Origin of the sequence: Streptococcus sp. NPS 308, from assembly GCF_002355895.1 — a bacterium.
Classification (GTDB): domain Bacteria; phylum Bacillota; class Bacilli; order Lactobacillales; family Streptococcaceae; genus Streptococcus.
Genome location: NZ_AP017652.1, coordinates 40,891 through 61,645, shown reverse-complemented (window position 1 = coordinate 61,645; position 20,755 = coordinate 40,891). Strand labels below are relative to the sequence as shown.

25 protein-coding genes are annotated in these 20,755 nt (G+C 41.7%); all 25 read right to left on the bottom strand.

From position 1 onward, the window contains the following. Positions 1–225: 225 nt before the first annotated feature. A complete protein-coding gene (locus tag SNAG_RS00380; RefSeq protein WP_096405741.1) occupies positions 226–1,092 on the bottom strand; it encodes a CHAP domain-containing protein in 867 nt (288 codons plus the stop codon). 2 nt (positions 1,093–1,094) lie between these two features. Next, positions 1,095–1,427: a phage holin gene (locus tag SNAG_RS00375; protein ID WP_096405739.1), complete on the bottom strand. Its 333-nt coding sequence runs from the start codon at positions 1,425–1,427 to the stop codon at positions 1,095–1,097. Further along, positions 1,411–1,851 carry a hypothetical protein gene (locus SNAG_RS00370; RefSeq protein ID WP_096405737.1) on the bottom strand — a complete coding sequence of 147 codons (441 nt, stop codon included), beginning with the start codon at positions 1,849–1,851 and terminating at the stop codon, positions 1,411–1,413. The genes SNAG_RS00375 and SNAG_RS00370 overlap by 17 nt, the downstream gene beginning before the upstream one ends. A gap of 10 nt (positions 1,852–1,861) precedes the next feature. After that, the gene (locus SNAG_RS00365; protein WP_096405735.1) at positions 1,862–2,449 is read right to left on the bottom strand and encodes a hypothetical protein; all 588 of its coding nucleotides are present in this window, start codon (positions 2,447–2,449) and stop codon (positions 1,862–1,864) included. Beyond that, complete coding sequence (locus SNAG_RS00360) at positions 2,439–2,648, bottom strand: hypothetical protein (protein WP_096405733.1); 210 nt, start codon at positions 2,646–2,648, stop codon at positions 2,439–2,441. The genes SNAG_RS00365 and SNAG_RS00360 overlap by 11 nt, the downstream gene beginning before the upstream one ends. Continuing rightward, positions 2,645–5,926 (bottom strand): tail fiber domain-containing protein, encoded by a 3,282-nt coding sequence (locus tag SNAG_RS00355; protein ID WP_172842363.1) that lies wholly within the window; start codon positions 5,924–5,926, stop codon positions 2,645–2,647. The genes SNAG_RS00360 and SNAG_RS00355 overlap by 4 nt, the downstream gene beginning before the upstream one ends. Before the next feature lie 8 nt (positions 5,927–5,934). Further along, positions 5,935–6,285: a DUF6711 family protein gene (locus SNAG_RS00350; protein ID WP_096405731.1), complete on the bottom strand. Its 351-nt coding sequence runs from the start codon at positions 6,283–6,285 to the stop codon at positions 5,935–5,937. A gap of 11 nt (positions 6,286–6,296) precedes the next feature. Then, positions 6,297–9,536 carry a phage tail protein gene (locus tag SNAG_RS00345; RefSeq protein ID WP_096405729.1) on the bottom strand — a complete coding sequence of 1,080 codons (3,240 nt, stop codon included), beginning with the start codon at positions 9,534–9,536 and terminating at the stop codon, positions 6,297–6,299. Beyond that, a complete protein-coding gene (locus SNAG_RS00340; RefSeq protein WP_096405728.1) occupies positions 9,537–9,878 on the bottom strand; it encodes a hypothetical protein in 342 nt (113 codons plus the stop codon). A 50-nt stretch (positions 9,879–9,928) separates the two neighbouring features. Beyond that, positions 9,929–10,321, bottom strand: a complete 393-nt coding sequence (locus tag SNAG_RS00335; RefSeq protein ID WP_096405726.1) for a DUF6096 family protein — start codon at positions 10,319–10,321, stop codon at positions 9,929–9,931. 3 nt (positions 10,322–10,324) lie between these two features. After that, entirely contained in the window at positions 10,325–10,738 is a 414-nt protein-coding gene (locus SNAG_RS00330; RefSeq protein WP_096405724.1) for a phage tail tube protein, read from the bottom strand. Between the two features lie 3 nt (positions 10,739–10,741). After that, complete coding sequence (locus tag SNAG_RS00325; RefSeq protein ID WP_096405722.1) at positions 10,742–11,110, bottom strand: hypothetical protein; 369 nt, start codon at positions 11,108–11,110, stop codon at positions 10,742–10,744. Then, positions 11,107–11,619: an HK97-gp10 family putative phage morphogenesis protein gene (locus SNAG_RS00320; protein WP_096405720.1), complete on the bottom strand. Its 513-nt coding sequence runs from the start codon at positions 11,617–11,619 to the stop codon at positions 11,107–11,109. Before SNAG_RS00320 ends, SNAG_RS00325 begins: the two co-directional genes overlap by 4 nt. After that, positions 11,594–11,932 (bottom strand): hypothetical protein, encoded by a 339-nt coding sequence (locus tag SNAG_RS00315; RefSeq protein WP_096405719.1) that lies wholly within the window; start codon positions 11,930–11,932, stop codon positions 11,594–11,596. Before SNAG_RS00315 ends, SNAG_RS00320 begins: the two co-directional genes overlap by 26 nt. Then, positions 11,913–12,224 (bottom strand): phage head-tail connector protein, encoded by a 312-nt coding sequence (locus tag SNAG_RS00310; RefSeq protein ID WP_096405717.1) that lies wholly within the window; start codon positions 12,222–12,224, stop codon positions 11,913–11,915. The genes SNAG_RS00315 and SNAG_RS00310 overlap by 20 nt, the downstream gene beginning before the upstream one ends. Before the next feature lie 8 nt (positions 12,225–12,232). Next, positions 12,233–12,436, bottom strand: a complete 204-nt coding sequence (locus SNAG_RS00305) for a hypothetical protein (RefSeq protein WP_096405716.1) — start codon at positions 12,434–12,436, stop codon at positions 12,233–12,235. Positions 12,437–12,446: 10 nt separating this feature from the next. Beyond that, positions 12,447–13,463: a carbohydrate-binding protein gene (locus tag SNAG_RS00300; protein WP_096405714.1), complete on the bottom strand. Its 1,017-nt coding sequence runs from the start codon at positions 13,461–13,463 to the stop codon at positions 12,447–12,449. A gap of 27 nt (positions 13,464–13,490) precedes the next feature. Beyond that, positions 13,491–14,003 (bottom strand): DUF4355 domain-containing protein, encoded by a 513-nt coding sequence (locus SNAG_RS00295; protein ID WP_096405713.1) that lies wholly within the window; start codon positions 14,001–14,003, stop codon positions 13,491–13,493. Positions 14,004–14,113: 110 nt separating this feature from the next. Further along, complete coding sequence (locus tag SNAG_RS00290) at positions 14,114–14,326, bottom strand: crAss001_48 related protein (protein ID WP_096405711.1); 213 nt, start codon at positions 14,324–14,326, stop codon at positions 14,114–14,116. A gap of 18 nt (positions 14,327–14,344) precedes the next feature. Further along, complete coding sequence (locus SNAG_RS09725; protein WP_157740105.1) at positions 14,345–14,512, bottom strand: hypothetical protein; 168 nt, start codon at positions 14,510–14,512, stop codon at positions 14,345–14,347. A 483-nt stretch (positions 14,513–14,995) separates the two neighbouring features. Then, positions 14,996–15,211, bottom strand: coding sequence for a hypothetical protein (locus tag SNAG_RS00280; RefSeq protein ID WP_096405709.1), 216 nt, complete (start codon positions 15,209–15,211; stop codon positions 14,996–14,998). Positions 15,212–15,223: 12 nt separating this feature from the next. Further along, positions 15,224–17,245: a minor capsid protein gene (locus tag SNAG_RS00275; protein ID WP_096405708.1), complete on the bottom strand. Its 2,022-nt coding sequence runs from the start codon at positions 17,243–17,245 to the stop codon at positions 15,224–15,226. Further along, the gene (locus tag SNAG_RS00270) at positions 17,208–18,620 is read right to left on the bottom strand and encodes a phage portal protein (protein WP_096405706.1); all 1,413 of its coding nucleotides are present in this window, start codon (positions 18,618–18,620) and stop codon (positions 17,208–17,210) included. The genes SNAG_RS00275 and SNAG_RS00270 overlap by 38 nt, the downstream gene beginning before the upstream one ends. 11 nt (positions 18,621–18,631) lie before the next feature. Further along, positions 18,632–19,846, bottom strand: a complete 1,215-nt coding sequence (locus tag SNAG_RS00265; protein ID WP_096405705.1) for a PBSX family phage terminase large subunit — start codon at positions 19,844–19,846, stop codon at positions 18,632–18,634. Continuing rightward, positions 19,836–20,330 carry a terminase small subunit gene (locus SNAG_RS00260; protein WP_096405703.1) on the bottom strand — a complete coding sequence of 165 codons (495 nt, stop codon included), beginning with the start codon at positions 20,328–20,330 and terminating at the stop codon, positions 19,836–19,838. Before SNAG_RS00260 ends, SNAG_RS00265 begins: the two co-directional genes overlap by 11 nt. Positions 20,331–20,755: the final 425 nt, after the last annotated feature.

The following is a 20,755-nucleotide window of genomic DNA, read 5'->3' as shown; positions in this document are numbered from 1 at the left end:
AATTAGAAAGAACTATTATTGACAAAATGGCATTTTTGACAATAATGCGACACGGTTTCCTCTTCCTATTCTTCAAGAAAACGCTTTTTTGAACAATAGGATTTAGATTTTGGTTTCTAATCGTTCAAAATGCACGTTTTTGCAAAATAAAAAAACCGCAAGCCTAAGCCTGCGGTTACAATTCGAACAATATTTTAGAAATTTTCCTTTCTATTTTTTAAAAAATTATTTAGTAGTGATCAAGCCGTCTGGCTCAACATTGAAGCTTTCTTTTTCGGCCAAGCGACCATCTTCAAGCATGAGGTAGTAGCCACCGTTGTAAGGGATGAAAGTATTCGATACCATATCGCCATTCTCTGAATTGAGGTAATACCATTTCTCATAGTATTTAACCCATCCAGTCTGCATGGCGCCGTCACGGTTGAAGTAGTACCATTTCCCATGGATTTTCTTCCATCCACTATTGGCCATATAACCATCTTCGTCAAACCAATACCACTTACCATCTGTATGAAGCAGCCATTGGCTCTCATACATATAGCCGTTCTCGTTGAAGTAGAACCAGTTTCCATCTACTGCTTCAAATTTAGCAGTTGGATATGAGCCGTCTTTACGGCTCCACCACCAACCAGTCCCATCATGCTTCCAACCAGTTTGGTCCTCTTGAGGTGGTACGATATACCCCACAATCGAATTGACTGAGCGCTCATAATATCGACAAGGTCCGCCGACTTCCAAGAAATCTGCGTTACCATCGATATTTTGCTCAATAGTTTTAATGGTTGAACCGTCAGAATCTTCATAGACAAGACCAGTATGACCATAATTCACTCCATCGCCTGCGACGAAATTCTTAACAAAGAACCAACCAGCTTTAGGATATTGAGCGCCATACACGACTTGCAAGCCCGCTGCTTCTGCAGACCGTAGCAAGTCGATAGCGTTACCCCAAAGTCGAGTACCGAAATATTCAAAGATACCGTAGCAAGTCACGTCAGCACATTGATAGCCGTACATTTTGTCGTAATCAACGCCAGTCCCAGCGTTAGCGTGGGACATAAGGTCATTGATCATGTCATTAATTTTAGACATGCTTATTCCCCTTTCCAAGTATCGTTCATTTGTTTGACCGCTGACTCGACAAATGTGTCTAAATCTTTATCGGTCATGCTGATATTGTATTTGGTAAGCTCAGCACGGATTTTAGTGCGGGCTTGCTCCAGCTTCTCTTCGCCTTTGAAGCCAGTTTCTGAAGCGACCTGCTCCACGGCATTGACCGCATTTCTAGCAAGGATTTCGACGATTTTGATAGTCTTTTCTCCGCCTTTTTGAACCAGGTAGTCTTTGACTGCCTTAACTGCTACCCCTGCCAAAATGACAAGGATGCTGATAGCTCCGTTTGTGATGATTTCAGTAATCTGTTGCATTTATGTTTTCCTCCGCAATTTCTAAATTTAAGTATTTGTTAAATAGGGCATCGATACGCCCATTTCCACCAAGTTTCTTGTAGCTCGAGTGCATTTTGTGGATAATATCTGACTCGTGAACACTTGTATATCCACGCTTGAGAGCGACTGTAATATCACGCTCAAGCCGTAGATACATAGTAGCTAGATGCGCTTCATCATGTACTGCTAGCTTGTTGTTTATTTCGGTTATATTTTGCTTGTTTTCCTCACCGATAGCGTGAATAGTGTTCAATTCGCCTTTCAGCTCCTTGAATTGTTCTTGGTTGAGGTGACCTGCTTTACTAGCTCGCATTCCAAACCAACCAGTAGCGATAACTCCGATTGTAGGAGCAAGCTGAGTGATTGCATGTATCATTTTCTCGATTGTTTCAGACCATGACATAAAATCCCCCTTAATCAATCCGTGGCATGACAATCGTCAAAATGCCCTTTTGCAACATCTCAGCAAGAGGTTGCTCTTTCCAGGTATACCCTTCAGATAGTTGCATCTGGAATTTCAGGATTGTTGGTGTTTCTTTTGGCCATTTTGGATTCGTATCGTAAGGGTAAGGCATCGACACGATGTCACCATTCGCATAACGACGGTCTTTCACAAGTGGCTTGATGAACTGCGCAACTTTACTGTATGTGTTCGTTGGCATGCCCCCATTCTGGCCAATCGCTAGAGCAATGAGAACTTCAGTAATCGCTGAAACACTGTCAAGATACTCTTTGTTAGCAGTCAAATCTTCCTTGGCCTTGTTAAGTTGCTCCTGAGCTTGCACGATTGCGCTTGACGGGTCAATTTCAGTCTTGACAATATCTAATACCGCCTTGATTAAAACATCGTCAGACTCGCCCGTACGGTCTCCTGCGAGCTCACGAGCGTTAGAACTATAACGAGTCCCTTCTTCTAAACGGATTTCAACTAGTGTCCGGACATTATCTCCTGAACCACGAAGATATGGTTTGGTTGCTAATGTATAACCGTTAATTGCCATTTGTCATTTTTCCTTTCACTTCTTCAAATTTCGCTTTGAGTTCTTCGTCAGATTCGATGATTCGTTTCATCTGTTCAAGTTCCATAGCAGTTACTGTATAGAGTGCTTCTGTCATAGCCGATTGAGTAGCTTCGTTGCTAATTTTCTTGCTTAGCGAATTAATCGCTAGACTGCTGATTTGTTGGTCTTTTTCGTTCATGCTGTTTTCTCCAATTTCTGTATTTTTTGATTGAGTTCTTGAATGGCCTTGATTAAGTAAGGCACAAGTTCAAATGTGCGATATGAGTATGCACCGTCAGGATTTTCAAAAAATGCTTCAGGAACATATTTCTGGACATCCTGCGCCATGATACCGCAAGAGATATCCTCTGTTTTTCCATCGTATTCTTTGCGGTAAGAGTACGTCTTGAGTTGCTCGATAACATTGAGCCCTGAGACTGTACTGTCAACAATATTGTGCTTATATCGACGGTCTGAGATTTCTTTGTTAAGAGGTATCCAGTCGTATCTACTGGACGGACTGTACAAATAAAGATACCCGTTTGTTTTTTCAATTTTCTTGTAGCTAGGGGAGAATATCCAGTAGCCACCTAGGTTTTTTTCTTTGTCTGTAAAATAGTAAATATCACCGGTTACCTCTAAATCCCCGTTGATTTTTGGGGTATTCCAGAAATACGCTCGATTATAACAGTTCATTTCGCCTGTTCGTTTAACAAACCAAGCTCTGTCACCTGGTTTCCCCCAATCGTTCCCCCAGTTTACCCAAAGAGAGGTTTGACCCCACTGAGTGCTACCGTTACTCATACCGACAGCAAATGAATTAGTACCTGTAAGCCAATAAGTTGAAGGGTCTTTATCATGTGTACCGATTTGGAACCCACCGATTCGACCCTTGAAACCTTCAAATAAAGTCGCAGATACTACAATTGACCGAAGCCTATTGATAAAGGCTTCCTTAGCAGCAAGTGTATCCGTGAAGATATCGCTCGAGACGAACAACCGAGCCATTGCCTGGTCCATGATGAGCTTGTCAGCTGTGATAGTGTTCGCTCCGATTATCTCAGCATTCAACTTGGCAAAGTTGCCTTCACCGACAAACAGACGTTTGAAATATCCATCAATAGCAGTGAGTTCATCGAGTAAGGTCTTACCTTTCAAACGGATTTTCTCGGCTTCAATCAAGATTTGATTGTTTGTTGCATTGATTTGCGAAACGATTGAGCCTGCGCTATTGAGGTTCTGAACAGCCCATGAGTCAGCAAGCTGATTTTGAACCGTGCGGACGGCTTCATCGGTATCTTCAGGAGCTAGCGTGAAGGATGTCGCATTGCTTCCAGTTTCAAGTTTTATCTCGGAAATGTAAATGTTTATTGATTTCCCGGGATTTCCATAAAACATTAAATTGATTTCATCGATATCAACTGGTAACTCATAATTAAAATTAAGTTTTTTATAAGCGGATGCAGTTATGTCGCTATTTGGAATATTCTTCCAAGCCTGAGATTTTATTGCACCATCTTTTCTATAATGTAACCCGATGTCAATACCAGAAAAAGTATTGTATCCATCTTTTGAAATCAAAAAAGAAAGAGTGATTTTGTCGGATTTTTTTAGTTCAATTTTAAATGTCTGTTGCAATCCAAAGTAACGAGCATTTATAGACGTACCATAAATATGCACGCCCGATTTATTTCGATTTTGCGATGAATGTTCATAGTTGAAATTCAATCCCGAAGCGTTCATTTCTTTCCAATTTTTCGACTTATCTCTGAAATCAGCATTCTTCACATAATTTCGGCTATCTCCGACATTTTTAGCCACCTCAACTTGAAACAGCTGATTAGTCAGAGTCATGCGAGCAACCTTCTCAGCGATACCATTTTCAGTATTCCCCAAAATCCGCTCATATAGCTGACTGGTTTCTTTCACACGCTGAAAGTCCGTCTGGTTAGCCTTGCCCTCGATTTGAGAAACCAAGTTAGTGAATTGCCCATCAACAGTCTGCTTGTACTCAGCGATTTGAGTAGCAACTTGGCCATTTGTCGATGTCTTCACTTCCTCGATTCGTCGCTCAATCCCACGAATACCCTCTTGATACGTGTTCTTGCCAACGTATCCATCTACGACATCGTTTTTTAATTTGGTTATATCAGCAGTTGCCTGCTCACTGATTTGTTTCGCTTCTTGAGCAAGCAAAGTATTTGCTCCGACCTTTTGTAAGGCCTCGTCTGCTTTTTGCTTGATTTCGTTCAAACCAGTGCTGTCAAAATCACGAAACCGTTGGTCGATTGTCTCAGAAAATTGTCTTTGCACCTCTTCCGCTTTAGCTTTGGCCAGTTCAATCTGGTCGTTAAAATCTTTCTTGATTTTATCAACTTTTTGGTCAAAGCCTTTGTCCGCTTCTTCAATTTGGTTTTGAACTTGCTTCTCAAATTCGCTGAATTGCTTAATCTTCTTCGTGAGCGTTCCTGCGTATGAATACTGAGCATCATTGCCAGATTTACTGTCTGCACTGATACGACCACGCAGACCACCCTTAAACGTGAACGATTGGCTCAATATTGGCGATTTGAACGTCTCACCCGTGTTCGTCTTGATGGTTACCCACTGACCAACATCTAGCAGTAAATGGCCTTGGTAATTCAAATTGAACGGATAATAGCGGATATCCTTAATTTTGTGATAAAGGTTATCCAAAATTGATTGAGACATAAATAGATTATCCAATTCCAATGATCGACCAGTACGCATACCAACCGTGAGAGTCTCTTTGTCTTTCTTGCAGGTTATCCCTGCAATCTGGTAATGAACTTCACTCTTGGTCAATCCGTGCATAAAGTAGCTATCTGCTGTAATCGTGATGCCTGACTCGGTTAATTCTTTGATTTCAAGTTTTCCTTCGCGATTGAAAAAACAAGACATCCCGAGCATCTGAGTAGCTAAACTCAAAACATCTCTGAATGTCATTTTTTTCTCTTTGGGGATCTTTTCTATTACATAATTCATGGATATTACATCCATGTTTTCGTTAGCCAGAGTGATACCTGTTTTTAAGCAGATTTCTTTAATCACTTGTCTGATTTCTGCTGGATAAGTCAAATCTGTGATATGTTCACGATTGAGTTTAAACATCCCATCCATCAAATCAAGTGTAGTCGTGTTACGGTTTCGGTCAATTTCAATGTCGTTGATGAAATACTCGCCCATTTTAACCCATTCGTAGGTTCCGTCTACCAAAAGACCGATTTCAGGGTAAATATTATCCGATTTATTGAATGTGGTGATGATGCTTGTAAACGTGATTTTACCACTGCCAGCACACGTTCCACCGGGCTTATAGGCATCACCTTTGATATAGCCATAATCAAAATGCGCTTCTTTGATATCGCTTGACTGATACTGCCCTACTCTGATAGCAAGAGTACGGTTTTTGGCAAACATAGCTTCATCAAATTTCCTACGTCTAAATATATCCATGTTCTAACCTACCTTTCTACCAGATTGAATTTAGCGCCCGACCATGGCTTGAGCTCGTTTGTAAATGAATAACTTGGAGCCGTTCTGTCTCCAACGTAAAAAGTACCTGTTGTTTGACCTCTTACTGGGTCGGGATAAGAGACTTCAAAAAAGACCGCTGAGACGGCATTTAAAAGCTGACTCATTTCATCTTGAGTCAGCATGCCCCATTCACAATCTAATTTTCGTTTAGTCGTGATACGGTCACGCACCATATCTCCGTTAGCATTTCGGCCTGTTTCTCCGTCAATGTCTTGGATGCCAACTTGAAAAGATTTAGGAGGCTTAACAGCCACCCCATTGATTATTAAGCGTGCCATTTTACCTCCCTTTAAATGTTAAGCAAGACTTGTCCTGCACGTTCTTGTTCTCGATTGATTTCTTGGATAGCCACACGACCAAATTCGTGTCCACCGATTTGAATGACGATGTCACCGCTACCGACGAAGCCTCCAGATTGTGGTAAACCACCGCCCAGAGCGTTTACGACCGCACCACCTACGATGCGACCCATAGTCTGCAAGAATCCAGTATTTTCAAGCGGCATTACAACCTCTTTACCGGCCTCACCAATCATGGCTACTGTCGGACTATCGACGATACCACCACGAGCCAATCGAGGGAGACTTACATAGCCAACGCTTCCAAGAGAGACGCCCGGAATCTTGTTAATTAAACCGATAACACCGTTAATCATGCCAATAAAGCCGTTCACCACGTTTTCAATCGTTCCAAGAACCGCATTAACTGCACTCTTGAACGCGCCACCCACTGCGCTACCGACCATTTGGCCAGCATTCACGAAGATGTTCTTGACCGTGGTCCAAACGCCACTGAAGAAACTTCCAATCGTGCTAAATGCGTTCTTGACCGCTTCAAATGCAGTCTTGAAGATGTTCCCGAACCACGTTGCGACGTTAGCAAGCGCAGTCGTCACGTCGTTCCAGCGTTCGCCAAACCAAGTACCGATTGAAGAGAATACATTCGTTAGGGCATTCCAAGCTTTCTGGAACATATCACCAAACCATTTAGCCACGTCGGCTAAAACAGTTGTGATGTCGTTCCAGCGTTCTGAGAACCATTCGCCAAGCGGAGTGAATATCGCTACAATACCATCCCAGATTGCTTGGAAGATTGCTACAATCGTATCCCATATAACTTTCAAAACCGCTACTGTTAAATCTAACAATCCAGTTAAGATTGTAGACAAGATGTTCATGATGGCATCGCCCGTTTCAGTGAAACCGTCGAAAATCTTGCCCATATCACTGGTAAGAATGCCAGTGATAATATCAAACACGCCCTTTAGGAAGTCAGCTATTCCTCCAAATATATCAGCAACTGTGTTGAATAATACACGGAAGACTTCTCCGATGTATTCAAGAGTTGGAGCCAGAACTCTCGTCAATTGCTCAACGAAAAAGCCAATCACAGGTCCTACATAAGCATTAATGACTTGTGACATTTCTTGGAAGCTTGCGACCATCTCCAAAATCTTCTGGATCATTGGCGAGATGTGTTTGTCAATTGTGTCCGAGAAACCTTGACCGAGTTTTTCGATAATTGGTTGGATGTAATTATTCCAACCTTTTACAAACAAACTGATAATACTTGATATAGCTTTCGTTGATGATTCAATCGTTGGCCGAATATAATTATCGTACACACGGCTGAGAGAATCAGACATATCATTGATTGCCTGTTCTGCACTTTCGAAAACAGGAGCAACGGCAGACAGGGAATTGGAAAGCGAACTGGCGATACCAGGCATGTTATCTGTAACAATTCGCTCGATACCATGCATAAGGTCGCCACCGAGCTTGTAACTAACCTCAGTGACGCTAGCTTGAATAGCCAAAAGAGCAGACGTAATCGCACCTCCAATACGGATAGCACCAGTCGATGTAATGACGTCATAGAAGCCGTCTGCAAATGCCTGAGCGATGTTTCCAGCCGATGCAAACATATTGCCCGTATTTTCAAACTGAGCTACTAGAGAGCGAATAATACGCTCTTTTTGACGTTCTAGACCATTTGCAATGCTTTCGGCAAGGAAAACACCGATACCGACTCCAACCGTTGCTAGAGAGCCTGTAATCTGCCCTAGAGAGTATGCTATCTTCCCAGCCATGCCATTAAAAGCATTAACTACCCGTGGATCAGTAGCAATTTCTTCAAGAGTCTTTCTGATTCGACCTAAAGCATTCTTAATACGTTCCAGACCCTCGGCTCTGAATGCAGCATTAAAACCTTTTTTGAAGAGATCAAACAACCCTTTCAGCTTATCTCCTAGACCATCAAAGATACTCTTGAACTGGTTATCCATGTCGGTAAGAGCGACTTCTGGCAAGATATCCTTGAAAGGTCCGCTTCCGCCTTTACCTTTCTTACCTTTGCCTTTACCGCCACCACTGCCTTTGCCAGCACCGTCTCCGTCGTCAGAATCATCTTTCTTGTTCAAAAGCGTTATTTCATCAAATCCAGCTAAGCCAAGCAATTCTTTGACTGCTTTCTTGGCATTTTTGGCAGAGTCTCCGAGATTATCAGCTAGGCCACCCGAAGCATCGTCAGCATCACCCATAGCATCAGCAAGGTCTCCTGCGCCACCTGCAGCATCTTGCATAGCTCCATTCATGTTACCAACTGCACCAGCTACACCGTCTTTTACAGTCGCTTTCTTATTGAACATCAAAGCAATAAACTCAGCGAGCTTAGCAGTCACGTTCTTCAAGACCATAGCAAATGAGTTTAAGACTGGCATAATCGCGTTGATAATCGGCAAGAATGCGTTACCGATATTGAGAGCTGAGTCTTTCAGTAACGACTTGAACAAGCTGATGCTACCATTGACCGATTGTGACAAGGTTGTACCATACTTAGCAGTCGCTTGTTCCAGGATAGCCATAAGCCGGATTTGTTGCTGGGTCTGATAGTCGAGTTGGTCCCAACTTTGGCCATTTGCAAAACGCTTGAATGCTTCCGTGGACTGAATCATGGCCACATTGACGTTGATTCCTAAATCTTCAATTGCTTCGGTGTTCCCTAGCAAACCAGAGCGAATACGTTCCATAACGTCTGTAATGCTGCGCCCTGAACCTTCAGCTACAACTGCAGATGTCTGCAACATCTTAGCAGTGTATGCGCTCAACTTGTTCGAGTCCTTGATAAAGCCTGAAAATAGGTTTGAATATACCGCCCCATATTTTGTCGCCTCACCAACACCCATATTCATAGCGTTCGCGTTATCGTTGACCCATTTTAAGAATGTCTGTGAGCTCTCGCCCATTTGACGCTTGATTTGGTTAACCGATGCCGTGACTTCAAGAGCCATCTGAGTTGAGTACATGCCAACATCAAGCATTTTCTTACCAAGGTAAGCAAATCCAGCGAATTTGGCTAGTTTACCAAACACACCCATCATAGAGCCTGATTGTGCCTTGATTTTGTTGGTTGAGTTTTGTACTTTGTTAGAGGCATCTTTGACTTTATTCTCGACTTCTTTCATCTTGTTTTTGAAAGGTGCGATTTCGGCATCAATCATAACCTTGAGCTCGTCAAGTGTAACTCCCATCTATTCTCCTTTCATGTTCAATTTTCGGTTGTGACTCTCAGCAAACATGCGCATGCGTTCTTTGTGCAATTTCAATTCTTGAGCCAATCTTGCTTGTTCGACCTGCTCTCGCTCTTTCTCAAAAAGTTCAGGAGCATAGTCCCATATTTCAAGCGGTTTAGCATCTTTTGAAAGCAGCAAGGATACATTATTTGCTATCATCTGCGAAAGTCTGTATGATTCAATGATTTTTTCTTTTTGTTTTTGGATATTGACACGATTGTAGCTTTCAATCATTTCTCTGATTTCAAGCACCGTCAAATCCCAAAAATCGAGGGGCTTGCCCCCGATATCTAAAAACATCGGATAAAGCCCCTCAACCATTTCTTTTACTGATAATACAGCAACCGATTCTACTTGACTACTTCCATTTTCGCTTTGGATTTCTTGGGAGTTTTCTTCTTGCCTTCCTTCTCCCGTGGCATAAAACCCGAAACTTGCAACATCGGCAAAATAACGTCTGCCATGAATGCAGCCTGGTCTCCACCGTTATCTACGTAGTCATCGTATAGGTCAGATACATCTTCAAATGAGATTCCATGCTCAAACTTTTGAAGTGCTCCATGAGTCAACAGCAACATGACTTTAAGAGGTGGCAAAGCAAAAGCCTCTCCATCAGCCGGCATGAATACCTTGAGCAAATTCGCTCCGATTTTTTCTTCAACTTTGGTCGCTTGCAAGGATGTGAGACGGAGCTTTAACTCCTTATCCTCACTGACTTTCCAAATTGCGTATGGTAGAGCCATCTATTAACCTCCCAAACCGTCTTTAAATTCGAGTTCAGACTGCAATGCAATCTTGAGCGTGAATTCGATAACAGAGTTCACTCCGCCACCACCGAGTTTGACAGATACTTGTCCTTCAAAAGTGACCTTGGTGTTGTCTGGATAGGTTTGCTCAAAGTAGAGCTTCTCCTTATTGTCTGCAGCATTACGCAAGACACGATAAGGTGAAGTAGCAGTTGTGTTATCATAAGCGAACTTGTACTCAAGTTCCCCAGCGTCACCAATACCAAATTCATATTTTTTAACCTTGTCTGCAAGAGTTGTATTCTCGACTTTTTCAGGTTCAATACCAAACTCTGGTACCTCTTTCAAACCTACAAGATTTTGGTAATCGCCTTTAGTTTTGCTAAAAGCAAGCTTAATTCCATTTGCTAACATGTTTTAATTCTCCATTCTGTATTGATAAACAAGCTGTGTTTTTGGGTCGATAACACCCTCAAATCTCATGACTTTATGTCTCAGATGCGACGGATCAGGCATATCTTGTGACTCGGTCCGTTGTAAACCAGACATAGCGAAAATCTCATTGATTTTAATTGATAAATCAGTTGTGCTTTCATTGTCAAAAATATCAACTTTATAACGAACGTATGACTTTTGCTCTTTGTCATCGAACCAATCGCCCGGCTTGTTCTGTTCTTCCAAAAAAATAACGACTGGGAAAGTCTCCCAATCGCTTGGATAAGTATCGGTCACATTATCTGCGACCTTTTGCAATTCTTTGTAAATTAAGGGTTTAATATTAATCATTTTATCTGTTCTCTTATCTTTCTGCTGACGTATTTTGAAACACTTCTAGATACACGGTCATGGTTATCTTTCAAAGCAGGATACAAGTAAGGTTGAGCAGGTTGACCATACATCTTATAGAACTCACCTCTTTTTGCAAAGTGGTAAGGTCCTACGTTGATTTGGTCTTCATGCACGTACCACGGACTAGACCGATAAGACACGCTCACTTCTGGTGATATGCCTGAATGGTTAGCTTGTCCTTTCGGACCCGTTCCGAGTTCGACATAGGCAGCATGGTCTGAGTTTGTAAAGACTTCGCTCGATATCTTGTTGCCGTTCATTTTTAGACGAACTCTGATGCTATTCCTCAACTCACCCTCGTTCGCTGGTGCTCCGAGTTTAGCTTCGGCTTGTACGACTGTTTTAGCAGCATGCAAGACCGCTTGTCCCACTATCTCGTTACTCTTTGCACCGTATAGCTTACGACACTTAGCGATTAAGCTATCTGCTCCGATTAAACCTGACACGTTCCAACTCCAAAACTTGATGCTTGCTGTATACTTTTTTTGAGATAACCCGATGCGTGACCTCTGTCTTGCTATCGATACAGACGCCGTCTTTGACGTTGATATCTGTATCCTTGCTCGCATTCGCATTCAAGATATCGTTGACACGGTCACCGTAGATTTCAGATTGTAGCTTGCTAGTCGCTGGCCACAACTCAAGGTGTACTTCTTCAATCTCGTCCGCATATCCTTCTTTAGCAACCCCCTCGTTTGTCACGGTCTTCTTGAACCGCTTGAGGTTATATGGTTTCAGTCTATTCTTTTTCAAAAACATGACCTGCCACCCTCGCTAATCGATGCATCCGAATACGCTGTAAAAGGCCCGTAGACAAGCCAGACTCTCCGTAGGTAACAGATATACCACCTTCACTTCTAGACTGCTCTCCTTCGCTTCCAGAGCGATTGTAGAGCTCAATTACAAGTTCAGGTAGTAGTCTGTTGAGCGCTGGCGTCAGCTTCTCTCGGTTCGTCTCAGATAAAATGATGTTTTCAGCCCTTAAATGTAAAGACGAGAGGACTGTTTCGTCACTCTCGCCCGTCAATTGTTTTAGTTTTTCAAGTTCCATAAGACCTCCTAGTCAAAAGGAGTCGTCTCGTCTCCTTGGGTTTCGGTTACGTCAATGATCTCGACAACGTCAGCGATATCGACTGAGAACTCGCTCTTGAGATTGTGTGACAATTCGTTGAAACGCTCGTCTGTCATCTCAAAAACATCATTCTCATGTCGTCTCACTTTCGCTTGCCAGTCATTGAAAGCTTGTTTTACTCTAACTTTCATAGGTCAGACCTTATTTCTTGACTTTCCAGTTAGCTGAGTCAGAGTCTGGTGCGTCGGTTGAGCTGGTGATGTCTTTGATAGCAACATAGACTTTGTCTTCATGCGTTACTGTATCACCTTCTTTGTAGGCTTTTCCGGTCTTCCATTTTTTAGCACGGTTCACTGTCTTGCCTTGGGCTGTTTCCTTAGCAGCTGGCTTAGTATCTGCGATTGTGATGATGTATTTTTGGAAGTGTTCAAGGACATAAGCTCCAGTGTAGAGCAATTGTTCTACCAATTCACCAAAACGACCAGGCACATTGTCGTTGTACTTAGTATTGTCGATTTGAATTGGCGATGTCACAACACCAGGAGCAGCTGCAAGGGCATTTACATTTGGCAAGAATTTAGAAGGTACTTTGTAGACTGTGTAGTCATCCAATTCACCAACATATCCTTTGCCAAGAACTTTCTTGTCTGCGTCACCTTGTGGCAAGCGTACGATTTCAGACTTGATAGCTTTGTAGAAACTTGGTGTGACAAAGAGCAAGCGTTCTTTGGTGATTCCAAGTTCATCCAATTTCTCAGAAACATCAAGAACCGCATTGTATGCGTTGTTCGCTCCTGCCGTTTTACCCATGACCACATTGTCACTTACGTTTCCGAGTGCTGCATCGAAACGAAGTTTGTCAAGATATGGAGCTACAACTTCAGCAGCTTGACGAGCAATTACATATTCAATGTTTACTTGACCGTTTGAGTCACGTTCATCCAATTGGTCAACGAAACGGCCCCAGTATTTCTCTTCTTCAAGAGTGTAGACCTTTTCTTCAACTTCAACGTGATCAAATTCGTTGTCTTGGTTGCGTTTATAGTCTTTGAGACCAGTTGTGTTACCTGTTGCGACTGTGAATGAGCGACCGTTTAGAGTCACTGCTTCGCTCGGTGTCAAGAGTGGTGTTGCGTATGAATTTACCGCAAGGACATCCTCGATAATTCCAAGATGTTTCTTGCGTGATTCTGCTGTGTTTAATGCTTCGAATGCCATTTATTTTTACCTCATTTTTTAATTCTTCTAGCGCAAAAAGTCCTGTTTCCATTTTTCGGTGACTTCTTGCTGATTTGTTGGCGCAGTCTTAATAGGTGCGCTACCCTTCATGCGTTCGGATACGCCTTTCTGAACCGCATCCTCCCACGTTTTCTGAATGCTTGCGACTGATTCAGTCACGGCTTCAGCGTTTGACAAATCGACCACGGATACTAATTCAACTGGTAAGCCACGTTCACTTAACATTGCCTTAGCTTCTGCGGTCAATTCTTTCCGAGCAACAGCCTGTTCACGAGTAGCTAGTTCTTGCTCACGCTGATCTAACTGATATTTCTGTTTCTCGTCAGCGTTCATCTTGGCAAGCTTCTTCGCTTCGTTTTCTTTGGCTTCTTGCTCTGATTTCCACTTAGCAAATTTCTTATCGATGATAGCATCGACGTCTGCGTCCGTGTACTTCTTCTCGTCTTGCGGTTGTTGTGCAGGTTCTGCAGGTACCTCTTGGACTTCAACCGTTTCGACTGTTTGTGTTTCTTCGTTCATTGCGAACCTCCTATTTTTAAAGTCGTCCCCGACTGTATAATTCCATGGCTTTTTACGTCTTCAATGCTCGGACAATCAAAAAACCGCGCGGGATTCCATACGGTTAAGTTTTATAGTTTAATTTCTTCAATTTCTGCACGTTGTTCTAGAATTTTTAAATAATTCCACATAGTCGAACGCTGACCTTTTAACAAATCAATTGGACATTTAGGTTCAAACTCTAGCTGTCCTTTTTCGTATTTATCAATCATCATATCTAACTTCTGGAATCGTTCTCTCAATTCATAGTATTCTTTTTTAAAGCGTTCTTTCCAATCTTCCATTTTTAGTTCCTTTCTTTTTTAAGCTTCTATAAGGATAACTTCACAAGCTATCACAGAAATTCTTTTTACAATCAAATCGCAATCAAGAAAATCGCATGGATAGTCTCCTTTTAAAAGTTCATTTTCGTGATAAACCGAAACATAAGCTTCTTTTTCTATCACGCCACAAAGTTCTTTGACTTTCATTTTTTACACATTTTCCTTAAATACAAAAACCGCATCAAATCTGACACGGTTTATAGCAATTTACAGTGATTTATAGCAGTCTGTTCCTGCTAGTCAAGATATCGGATCACCTACTTTCTGTTTTTGAAACCTGTTAAAATCGCAAGAAAAGTTCCTGCAATTAAAACGAATAGCCAAAAAAATAACAACCACCCGAAAGCGATTGCTATCCATTCCCAAATAAACATCTTTTACTCCTTTCTTAGTTATAATCAATCAACTTCATAAGATAATGAAGAAATGTCGGTTAATATTTTAGGTAGTAACTCAATCGCACTGAACGTATCCGTCCCATAAATATCTAACTCTAATTTAACTGTCGCTGAGTGTGCTGAGTCACTTTCGCTTGATCCTGAAAATTCTACGTTAGTTATCCCAATTCTTGCTATATCCATTTTTAATCCTTTCCGAGCACGAAAAAAGCACTTAGATTTCTCTAGGTGCTTAATAAATTCTGTCATCGTAATCAATCGGTTTTTCAAATGCTTCATTTTTTTTAATGCACGAATTCACGACTGAATTATATTTTAAAAGAACTTCCTCAGTCACCTCAAAAGGAACTATCAGGTATACCGGAAAATCTTCTCCAAAATGGCTTCTGTATCGCTCTCCAATTTCTTTGAATTGGTTATAAATTTCTTCGTTTTTCCAAAAAAACATTCTATACCCTCCCTACCAAACAAGCGGCTTTTGGTTTTCTAGTTTCAATTTTGAAATATCTTCAAATATCTTGTTGTATATTTTAACAGAATTTGGAAAAACTTTGTCATAAAATGCTTTTATTTCAGGTGTCATTTGCGCTTGAGTGTATTCTGCAAGAAATTCCATCCCTCGATTGGATTTATCTTTCCAATAAATATCCTCATGTCCGAAGACCTGATGTCCATATTCAGCACTTCGGAAAGAACTCATCATATCTGATGCAAATGCTACAACCTCCGCATTTCCTTCAGGACGAATTTCTGGGTTTAGTTTCTTCGCCAGTTCATATAATTCCGATTTGAAATCTTTTACTTTAGCTTGTCGAAGATTAAAAAAGTCTCGTTTCTCATCCATAGATGCTCCTCTTTTGAGCTTTATGTCCCCGAAAATATAATTGTCCATATCTTTTTTTATGACTTTATGCAAGTCATACTGACTACTGAAGGCTTTGGCTCCCAATTCTGGGGCGCCGAAGTAGCTTGCAATATTATCAATGCCATGAGTCAATTCATGAAGAACGATCGAATGCGCCTTCTGATTAAATTTCTTGTTGTAAGCAAAATCACTTTTAGAAAGATAGACTTTTGTAGTACTTACACGAGAGTTCATTTCTCTTGTTCTGGCAAATGATAATTTATCTACTGAACCGTAGAGAGATTGCACAAAATCATCATTCGGGAAGAAACGCAATTCTCTTAAAAGACCTTGTGCATTTTCTTCACCAAATACTTCAACAAAATTTGTTGTTCTAAGTCTCTTCTCTAAACGATCCACCAAATCGCGTCGCGCCAAAGGAACATTATCTTCTCGAGCTTGCAAAGCGACTTTTTCTGCTTTCTCTTTTAAAGCATCTTGTTCAGCTGCCCAGTCAAAATATTTTAAAAGATCATCAAAATCAAGATTATTGATTTCTTCGGAAGTAAGTTTGGAAAAGTCAATCTTACCAACTTCCTCACCATCTAAATACTTGCTATACCACTCTTTATAAGTCATATCAGCAGGTACGTACTCAACTTTACCGGTTTCAGGATTTCTAGCCCTACGCTCTAGTTTGCTGTAGTCTGCGTCCTCGTCATGTGCGATAGTCGTAGACCTGCACCATGGATGCATAGGAGGATGATTGACGCCAGGTACAGCTTCATCCACTCGATAAACTACATTATCGTGCTCTTGGCAAATACGTGATGTACGCTTGTCTAAGACGGCCACAAAGATATACTTCTCTATGTCTGCTTCTTCATAGCTGAGCAGTTCCATTTGATTATGAAAAAAGGCTGATTCTGTCCGAACCAAACGCCTTGCATCATTCTGACCTACATTAAACCTCTCAGCAATTGCTTGTGCAGTCCCTCGTATATCTCGGCCTGTCATGAGGCTCATGAGCAGTTCATCTTTTATGCTTGAAGTAAGCTTCCCTGTATTCTTCCAGATGTCTGTTGAGTACGTACTTCCGTCACCTACCCAACTGAAAGACTGTAGATGTTTAATCTCGCTCTCAGGAAGCCCAGAAAAGCCGTATGCTAGTCCTGTCTGCTGTTGCAGGTCAAAGGTAGCCTTGTAGTAGCTATCTTTCATGAGGTCGCTATAAAAGGCATCTGAGCCTGATTTCTCAGAGCGATAGATAGACTCACGCATACGGTCTAAATCATCGTTTAGACGTTCTAACCGCTTCATGCGATGAGCGTAAGCCGGACTGTCTAAATCAGCAAGCAACCGTTGGATATTCGGGTCATTCGGTCTAGCTTCAAGAACCTTGCGAAGTTCATTCAGGTCTTTCTGGTCTTTCATGTTCTTTAAGACCTGTCTAGCATCACGCTCGCTCAATCCATAATCACGTTGGAATTTATCAAAGACTTTGTTGATTTGCTTATCTAAATAGGCTTTAGATTGCTTGTAAATCTCGTCGAACTTGTCCGCTTGCTTCTCGGCCTTATCCATCTGCTCATAGATGAGATTAGCCTTCCTCTTGGTCCAGTAGTCCTTGTTCTTCATCTGCTACCTCATCGTCTGGCTTCGTGTTCGTTTGATAAAAGAATGGTACACGTTCCATATTCTTCTCTTTTTCTTCCTCAAGTTCTTCCAGTTCAGCGTCAGGATCTTCAACGAATGGTAAGAGAGAAATAAGCTGACGAAGTGAGACCTTGCCTTCAAGATTATTGATAATCTGCGACAATTCGAGCAAGTTCTTAGGCAACCCACGGCTGAACTGTGGCACGATTGAATGTGCTTCAAGTGCAATCTGCTGCATGCCCAAATAATGAGCGAAGATAGCAATACGCTGTCTAAGACCTCGCTTGTAGTTTGCTTCTTTCGTCTTAGTTATCATTTCAAGGCCCAGTAGCTTGAATTCCATGGCTACGCCCGAGCTATTGCCTGCGAAATTCTTATCTGTCAAATTCGGTACATGGCTAAATGTGTAGATGTCTTCTTTCAAGGCCTTGCGCAAGATTTCAGTTGCGTTCTCGTCTAAGGCATTCTTTAAGAAATCAGCCTTGGCATCTGCTGGCAATTCCAAAAGACCTTCTTCAGCAAGTATACTCATTGCCTCTCTAGCTTCTTCTTGGTTGTCTGCTAACTGCGCACCGTACAGAACAAGGATAGACTCAACTGCTTGCTCTTTGTCATTTACACGGTTACCCATCAACGAATTGTAAGCATCAATCAAGCTGATTTGTTGCTCATAATCACCAATCGCAAAGTGGTTGTTGCGGTATTCGATGATTGGGATTTGGCCAAGATTGTGTTCTTCTACATTCTCATTCTGCGTCGTTCCTTTGCTCGAATCACGCAGCACAATGTGATAGTGCAGATTCTGAGTAAAGACTTCTGCTTGATACTTAGTAGCATCTTTCGTGTCGTCCTTGATTTCGTAGTAGTAGACTGCAAACAAGGCCTTGCGTTCGATACTATCATCGTATACAAGAAATACATTCTCAGGATCTACGCTAGTCGAATCAAGCTCAGTCAATCCCTCTTTCGCATAGATGTACTCGTAAGCACGTCCATAGATAGCCATATTCAAAGCGTTCTGCGCATCTACTTGGTCTATTTCAGCACCATCGAAAGCCTCAAGCAAAGGCTCAAGGTCGCTCTCAGCAGTATTGTTATACTTGATAGGATTACCCATAAAATAGCCCGTAGACGTATCTGCGATATCTTTAGCATGATTAGCTACCGTCTTATAATTCGGCGCATTCTGATTTCTTCTCGTGTGATTCAAAATAGCATGCTCACCCAAATAGTATTTCTTCAATTTCTGCAAGTGACTGCGCTCTTGCGTGTGCTTGCGAATCAACTTATAAATCAATTCCTTGTTCAAAGCTGTTTCATCGTATCCATCCCGTGGATAAGTTAAAATCTGATACATTTAAATCCTTTCTATAGGCCATATTGTGAACGCCTGCGGACGGTTGCTTTCGGTTGTGAATGGTGCGAATAAATCGCATAACGCACTGCATCCAGTACGTCGTCATTTTCTTTTACTGGCTCACCCGTCTTTTCGTTCCAAATATACTGATAAACCTCATCTTTGAACTTGCTGACCTTATCTGAGACCACAAAAAAGCGCCCGGCTTTCATCAGCTTGGCGACTTCTTCAATACCCGACAAGACTGCTTTGTTAGCATTAAACGTCTTTAATTGCTCTCTTTGAAATCTGGCAACGTGTTCAGGTCGTGCGCTATCTGCCCAGAACGTAATATTGCCATATCGTTCTTTGATGTTCTTAGCGATATCTACCCAAAAATCTATCTCTTTGTACTGATGAGCGTGTTCCTCTAGCAGATAAACCGAACCATCTGAGGTTTCTCCAATAACAACAATAGAGCCAAAGTGTTCGTAACCCCAGTCAACACCAGCGTATATCTTCGTGATGTCTTCTGGTACTTCATTCACAAACATATTCTCGCTAAAATCACGATAGACGACGCCCTCGCCAGTCACCCAAAGACCAAGGATGTCTCGGTCATAGAAGACGCCTGCCGGTGTGGCTGATTTTATATTCTCACGGTATCTATCAGACATGAATGTATTATCATCCAACTTGAAATGAAAGTCTATAATCATATCGTCCTCAGAGTTGATATAATCTCGTCTGAGCCAGTGAGTCGGGATGTCTGGGTTACTATCCCAAACAATCCGTGCACCCTCTCCCGAACAACGTGAGATGATTTCTTTGAACACTTGTTCATTGGCCAACGATGCCTCGTTTATATAGGCACCAAAAGCTGTGAAACCACGAGCTCGCTTTAAACCTGAAATCGAGCCAGTATAGACTTGAATAACCTTGACTCCGCAAAGAGTAAACGCTCCGTGTTTGTCATATTTTGGCTCAATATCAAACATGTTATAGAGTTCTTGAATGATATTATTTTGTATCGATGTCGAAGATGTCCCAGCCAAAATATACATCGGTTCATCAATGTCTAACTTATCAGCTATTGTTCTAACTCTATCAATTTCATTTAGGAAGACCATATTATTCAAAACAGTCTTACCTGAACGCTTTGCACCATGCAAACCGCAAATAAAAAAGTCATCGTTTAAAACTCGTCTAAGGACTTGTTCTTGTTTTGGCGTGAACTTACTTGTCATTAAAAGCGCCTCTCAAAGCCTTAGCAAACTCTACAAGCTTATCGTCATGCTCGTCATCCATACCAATTTGAGATTTAAGTTTCTCTATTTCAAGCTCAAGTTTTTCAGCTTGTTTGGCAGTCGGATATCGTTTCAATATCTCGGCTATTGCTTTAATAACCGTGTTATTATCCGCTTTTTTCGTAACTCTATCCACCTCGCCAGTGACAGGGTTCATCATCAAAACTTCTTCGAGTCGCTTGCCTCTTGCAATGTCTGAAAGGATTGAAAGAGCCTCTTTGGCACTCAGGATATTCTCATCGTGCATCTTTTCGGTTTCTGTTTGTATAAACGTTTTAACGCTTGCATTTTCTAGCAATTTACTAGCAGTTGTTTTAGCATAAGCTTCACTGTAACCTGCGAATATTGCAGATTGATAGACATTGCCTGTCCTCAAATACTCGCTCGCAAACATCTTTTGTCTTTGATTTAACCCAATGTCCATCACCTCCATTTTTCTACAAAACAAAAAGCCACACGATTGTGTGACTGTATGCGGTAAGTGGGTGCCTCCCCCACCAGAGCCTTATATAGCGCTACTTTATCTCTGTCCTACGGGTTAATTAGCCTAAATCTAATTACCGCCCTGTACCCCTATTGTGATAGCTACTCACAGAGATACAATTGGAACGACAGGACTCGAACCTGTGACATCATCCGTCTACCATATATCCATTAACCAGCATGAGACTACTGCTTTAAACGAGTGACTTTTGATAACTTATAGTTTATTATCTTGTCCACAAATATTCCTACTTGTATCACTCATGCACGATTGGTTAGACCAATCACTCCTTACATCATAAACTACTAAGCCATTTTTCAATTAACGAAGACCCCGCTAAAAGTCTAAGCTGCTTTACTCTTTGA

Coding starts and splice junctions, on each gene's coding strand:
- SNAG_RS00345 (WP_096405729.1), bottom strand. CDS start 9,536: ATGGGAGTTACACTTGACGAGCTCAAGGTTATGATTGATGCCGAAATC.
- SNAG_RS00305 (WP_096405716.1), bottom strand. CDS start 12,436: ATGAAAGTTAGAGTAAAACAAGCTTTCAATGACTGGCAAGCGAAAGTG.
- SNAG_RS00265 (WP_096405705.1), bottom strand. CDS start 19,846: ATGACAAGTAAGTTCACGCCAAAACAAGAACAAGTCCTTAGACGAGTT.
- SNAG_RS00310 (WP_096405717.1), bottom strand. CDS start 12,224: ATGGAACTTGAAAAACTAAAACAATTGACGGGCGAGAGTGACGAAACA.
- SNAG_RS00340 (WP_096405728.1), bottom strand. CDS start 9,878: ATGTTTTTAGATATCGGGGGCAAGCCCCTCGATTTTTGGGATTTGACG.
- SNAG_RS00280 (WP_096405709.1), bottom strand. CDS start 15,211: ATGTTTTTTTGGAAAAACGAAGAAATTTATAACCAATTCAAAGAAATT.
- SNAG_RS00325 (WP_096405722.1), bottom strand. CDS start 11,110: ATGATTAATATTAAACCCTTAATTTACAAAGAATTGCAAAAGGTCGCA.
- SNAG_RS00365 (WP_096405735.1), bottom strand. CDS start 2,449: ATGGCAATTAACGGTTATACATTAGCAACCAAACCATATCTTCGTGGT.
- SNAG_RS00300 (WP_096405714.1), bottom strand. CDS start 13,463: ATGGCATTCGAAGCATTAAACACAGCAGAATCACGCAAGAAACATCTT.
- SNAG_RS00330 (WP_096405724.1), bottom strand. CDS start 10,738: ATGTTAGCAAATGGAATTAAGCTTGCTTTTAGCAAAACTAAAGGCGAT.
- SNAG_RS00295 (WP_096405713.1), bottom strand. CDS start 14,003: ATGAACGAAGAAACACAAACAGTCGAAACGGTTGAAGTCCAAGAGGTA.
- SNAG_RS00355 (WP_172842363.1), bottom strand. CDS start 5,926: ATGGATATATTTAGACGTAGGAAATTTGATGAAGCTATGTTTGCCAAA.
- SNAG_RS00270 (WP_096405706.1), bottom strand. CDS start 18,620: ATGTATCAGATTTTAACTTATCCACGGGATGGATACGATGAAACAGCT.
- SNAG_RS00350 (WP_096405731.1), bottom strand. CDS start 6,285: ATGGCACGCTTAATAATCAATGGGGTGGCTGTTAAGCCTCCTAAATCT.
- SNAG_RS09725 (WP_157740105.1), bottom strand. CDS start 14,512: ATGAAAGTCAAAGAACTTTGTGGCGTGATAGAAAAAGAAGCTTATGTT.
- SNAG_RS00315 (WP_096405719.1), bottom strand. CDS start 11,932: ATGTTTTTGAAAAAGAATAGACTGAAACCATATAACCTCAAGCGGTTC.
- SNAG_RS00380 (WP_096405741.1), bottom strand. CDS start 1,092: ATGTCTAAAATTAATGACATGATCAATGACCTTATGTCCCACGCTAAC.
- SNAG_RS00375 (WP_096405739.1), bottom strand. CDS start 1,427: ATGCAACAGATTACTGAAATCATCACAAACGGAGCTATCAGCATCCTT.
- SNAG_RS00275 (WP_096405708.1), bottom strand. CDS start 17,245: ATGAAGAACAAGGACTACTGGACCAAGAGGAAGGCTAATCTCATCTAT.
- SNAG_RS00335 (WP_096405726.1), bottom strand. CDS start 10,321: ATGGCTCTACCATACGCAATTTGGAAAGTCAGTGAGGATAAGGAGTTA.
- SNAG_RS00290 (WP_096405711.1), bottom strand. CDS start 14,326: ATGGAAGATTGGAAAGAACGCTTTAAAAAAGAATACTATGAATTGAGA.
- SNAG_RS00360 (WP_096405733.1), bottom strand. CDS start 2,648: ATGAACGAAAAAGACCAACAAATCAGCAGTCTAGCGATTAATTCGCTA.
- SNAG_RS00370 (WP_096405737.1), bottom strand. CDS start 1,851: ATGTCATGGTCTGAAACAATCGAGAAAATGATACATGCAATCACTCAG.
- SNAG_RS00260 (WP_096405703.1), bottom strand. CDS start 20,330: ATGGACATTGGGTTAAATCAAAGACAAAAGATGTTTGCGAGCGAGTAT.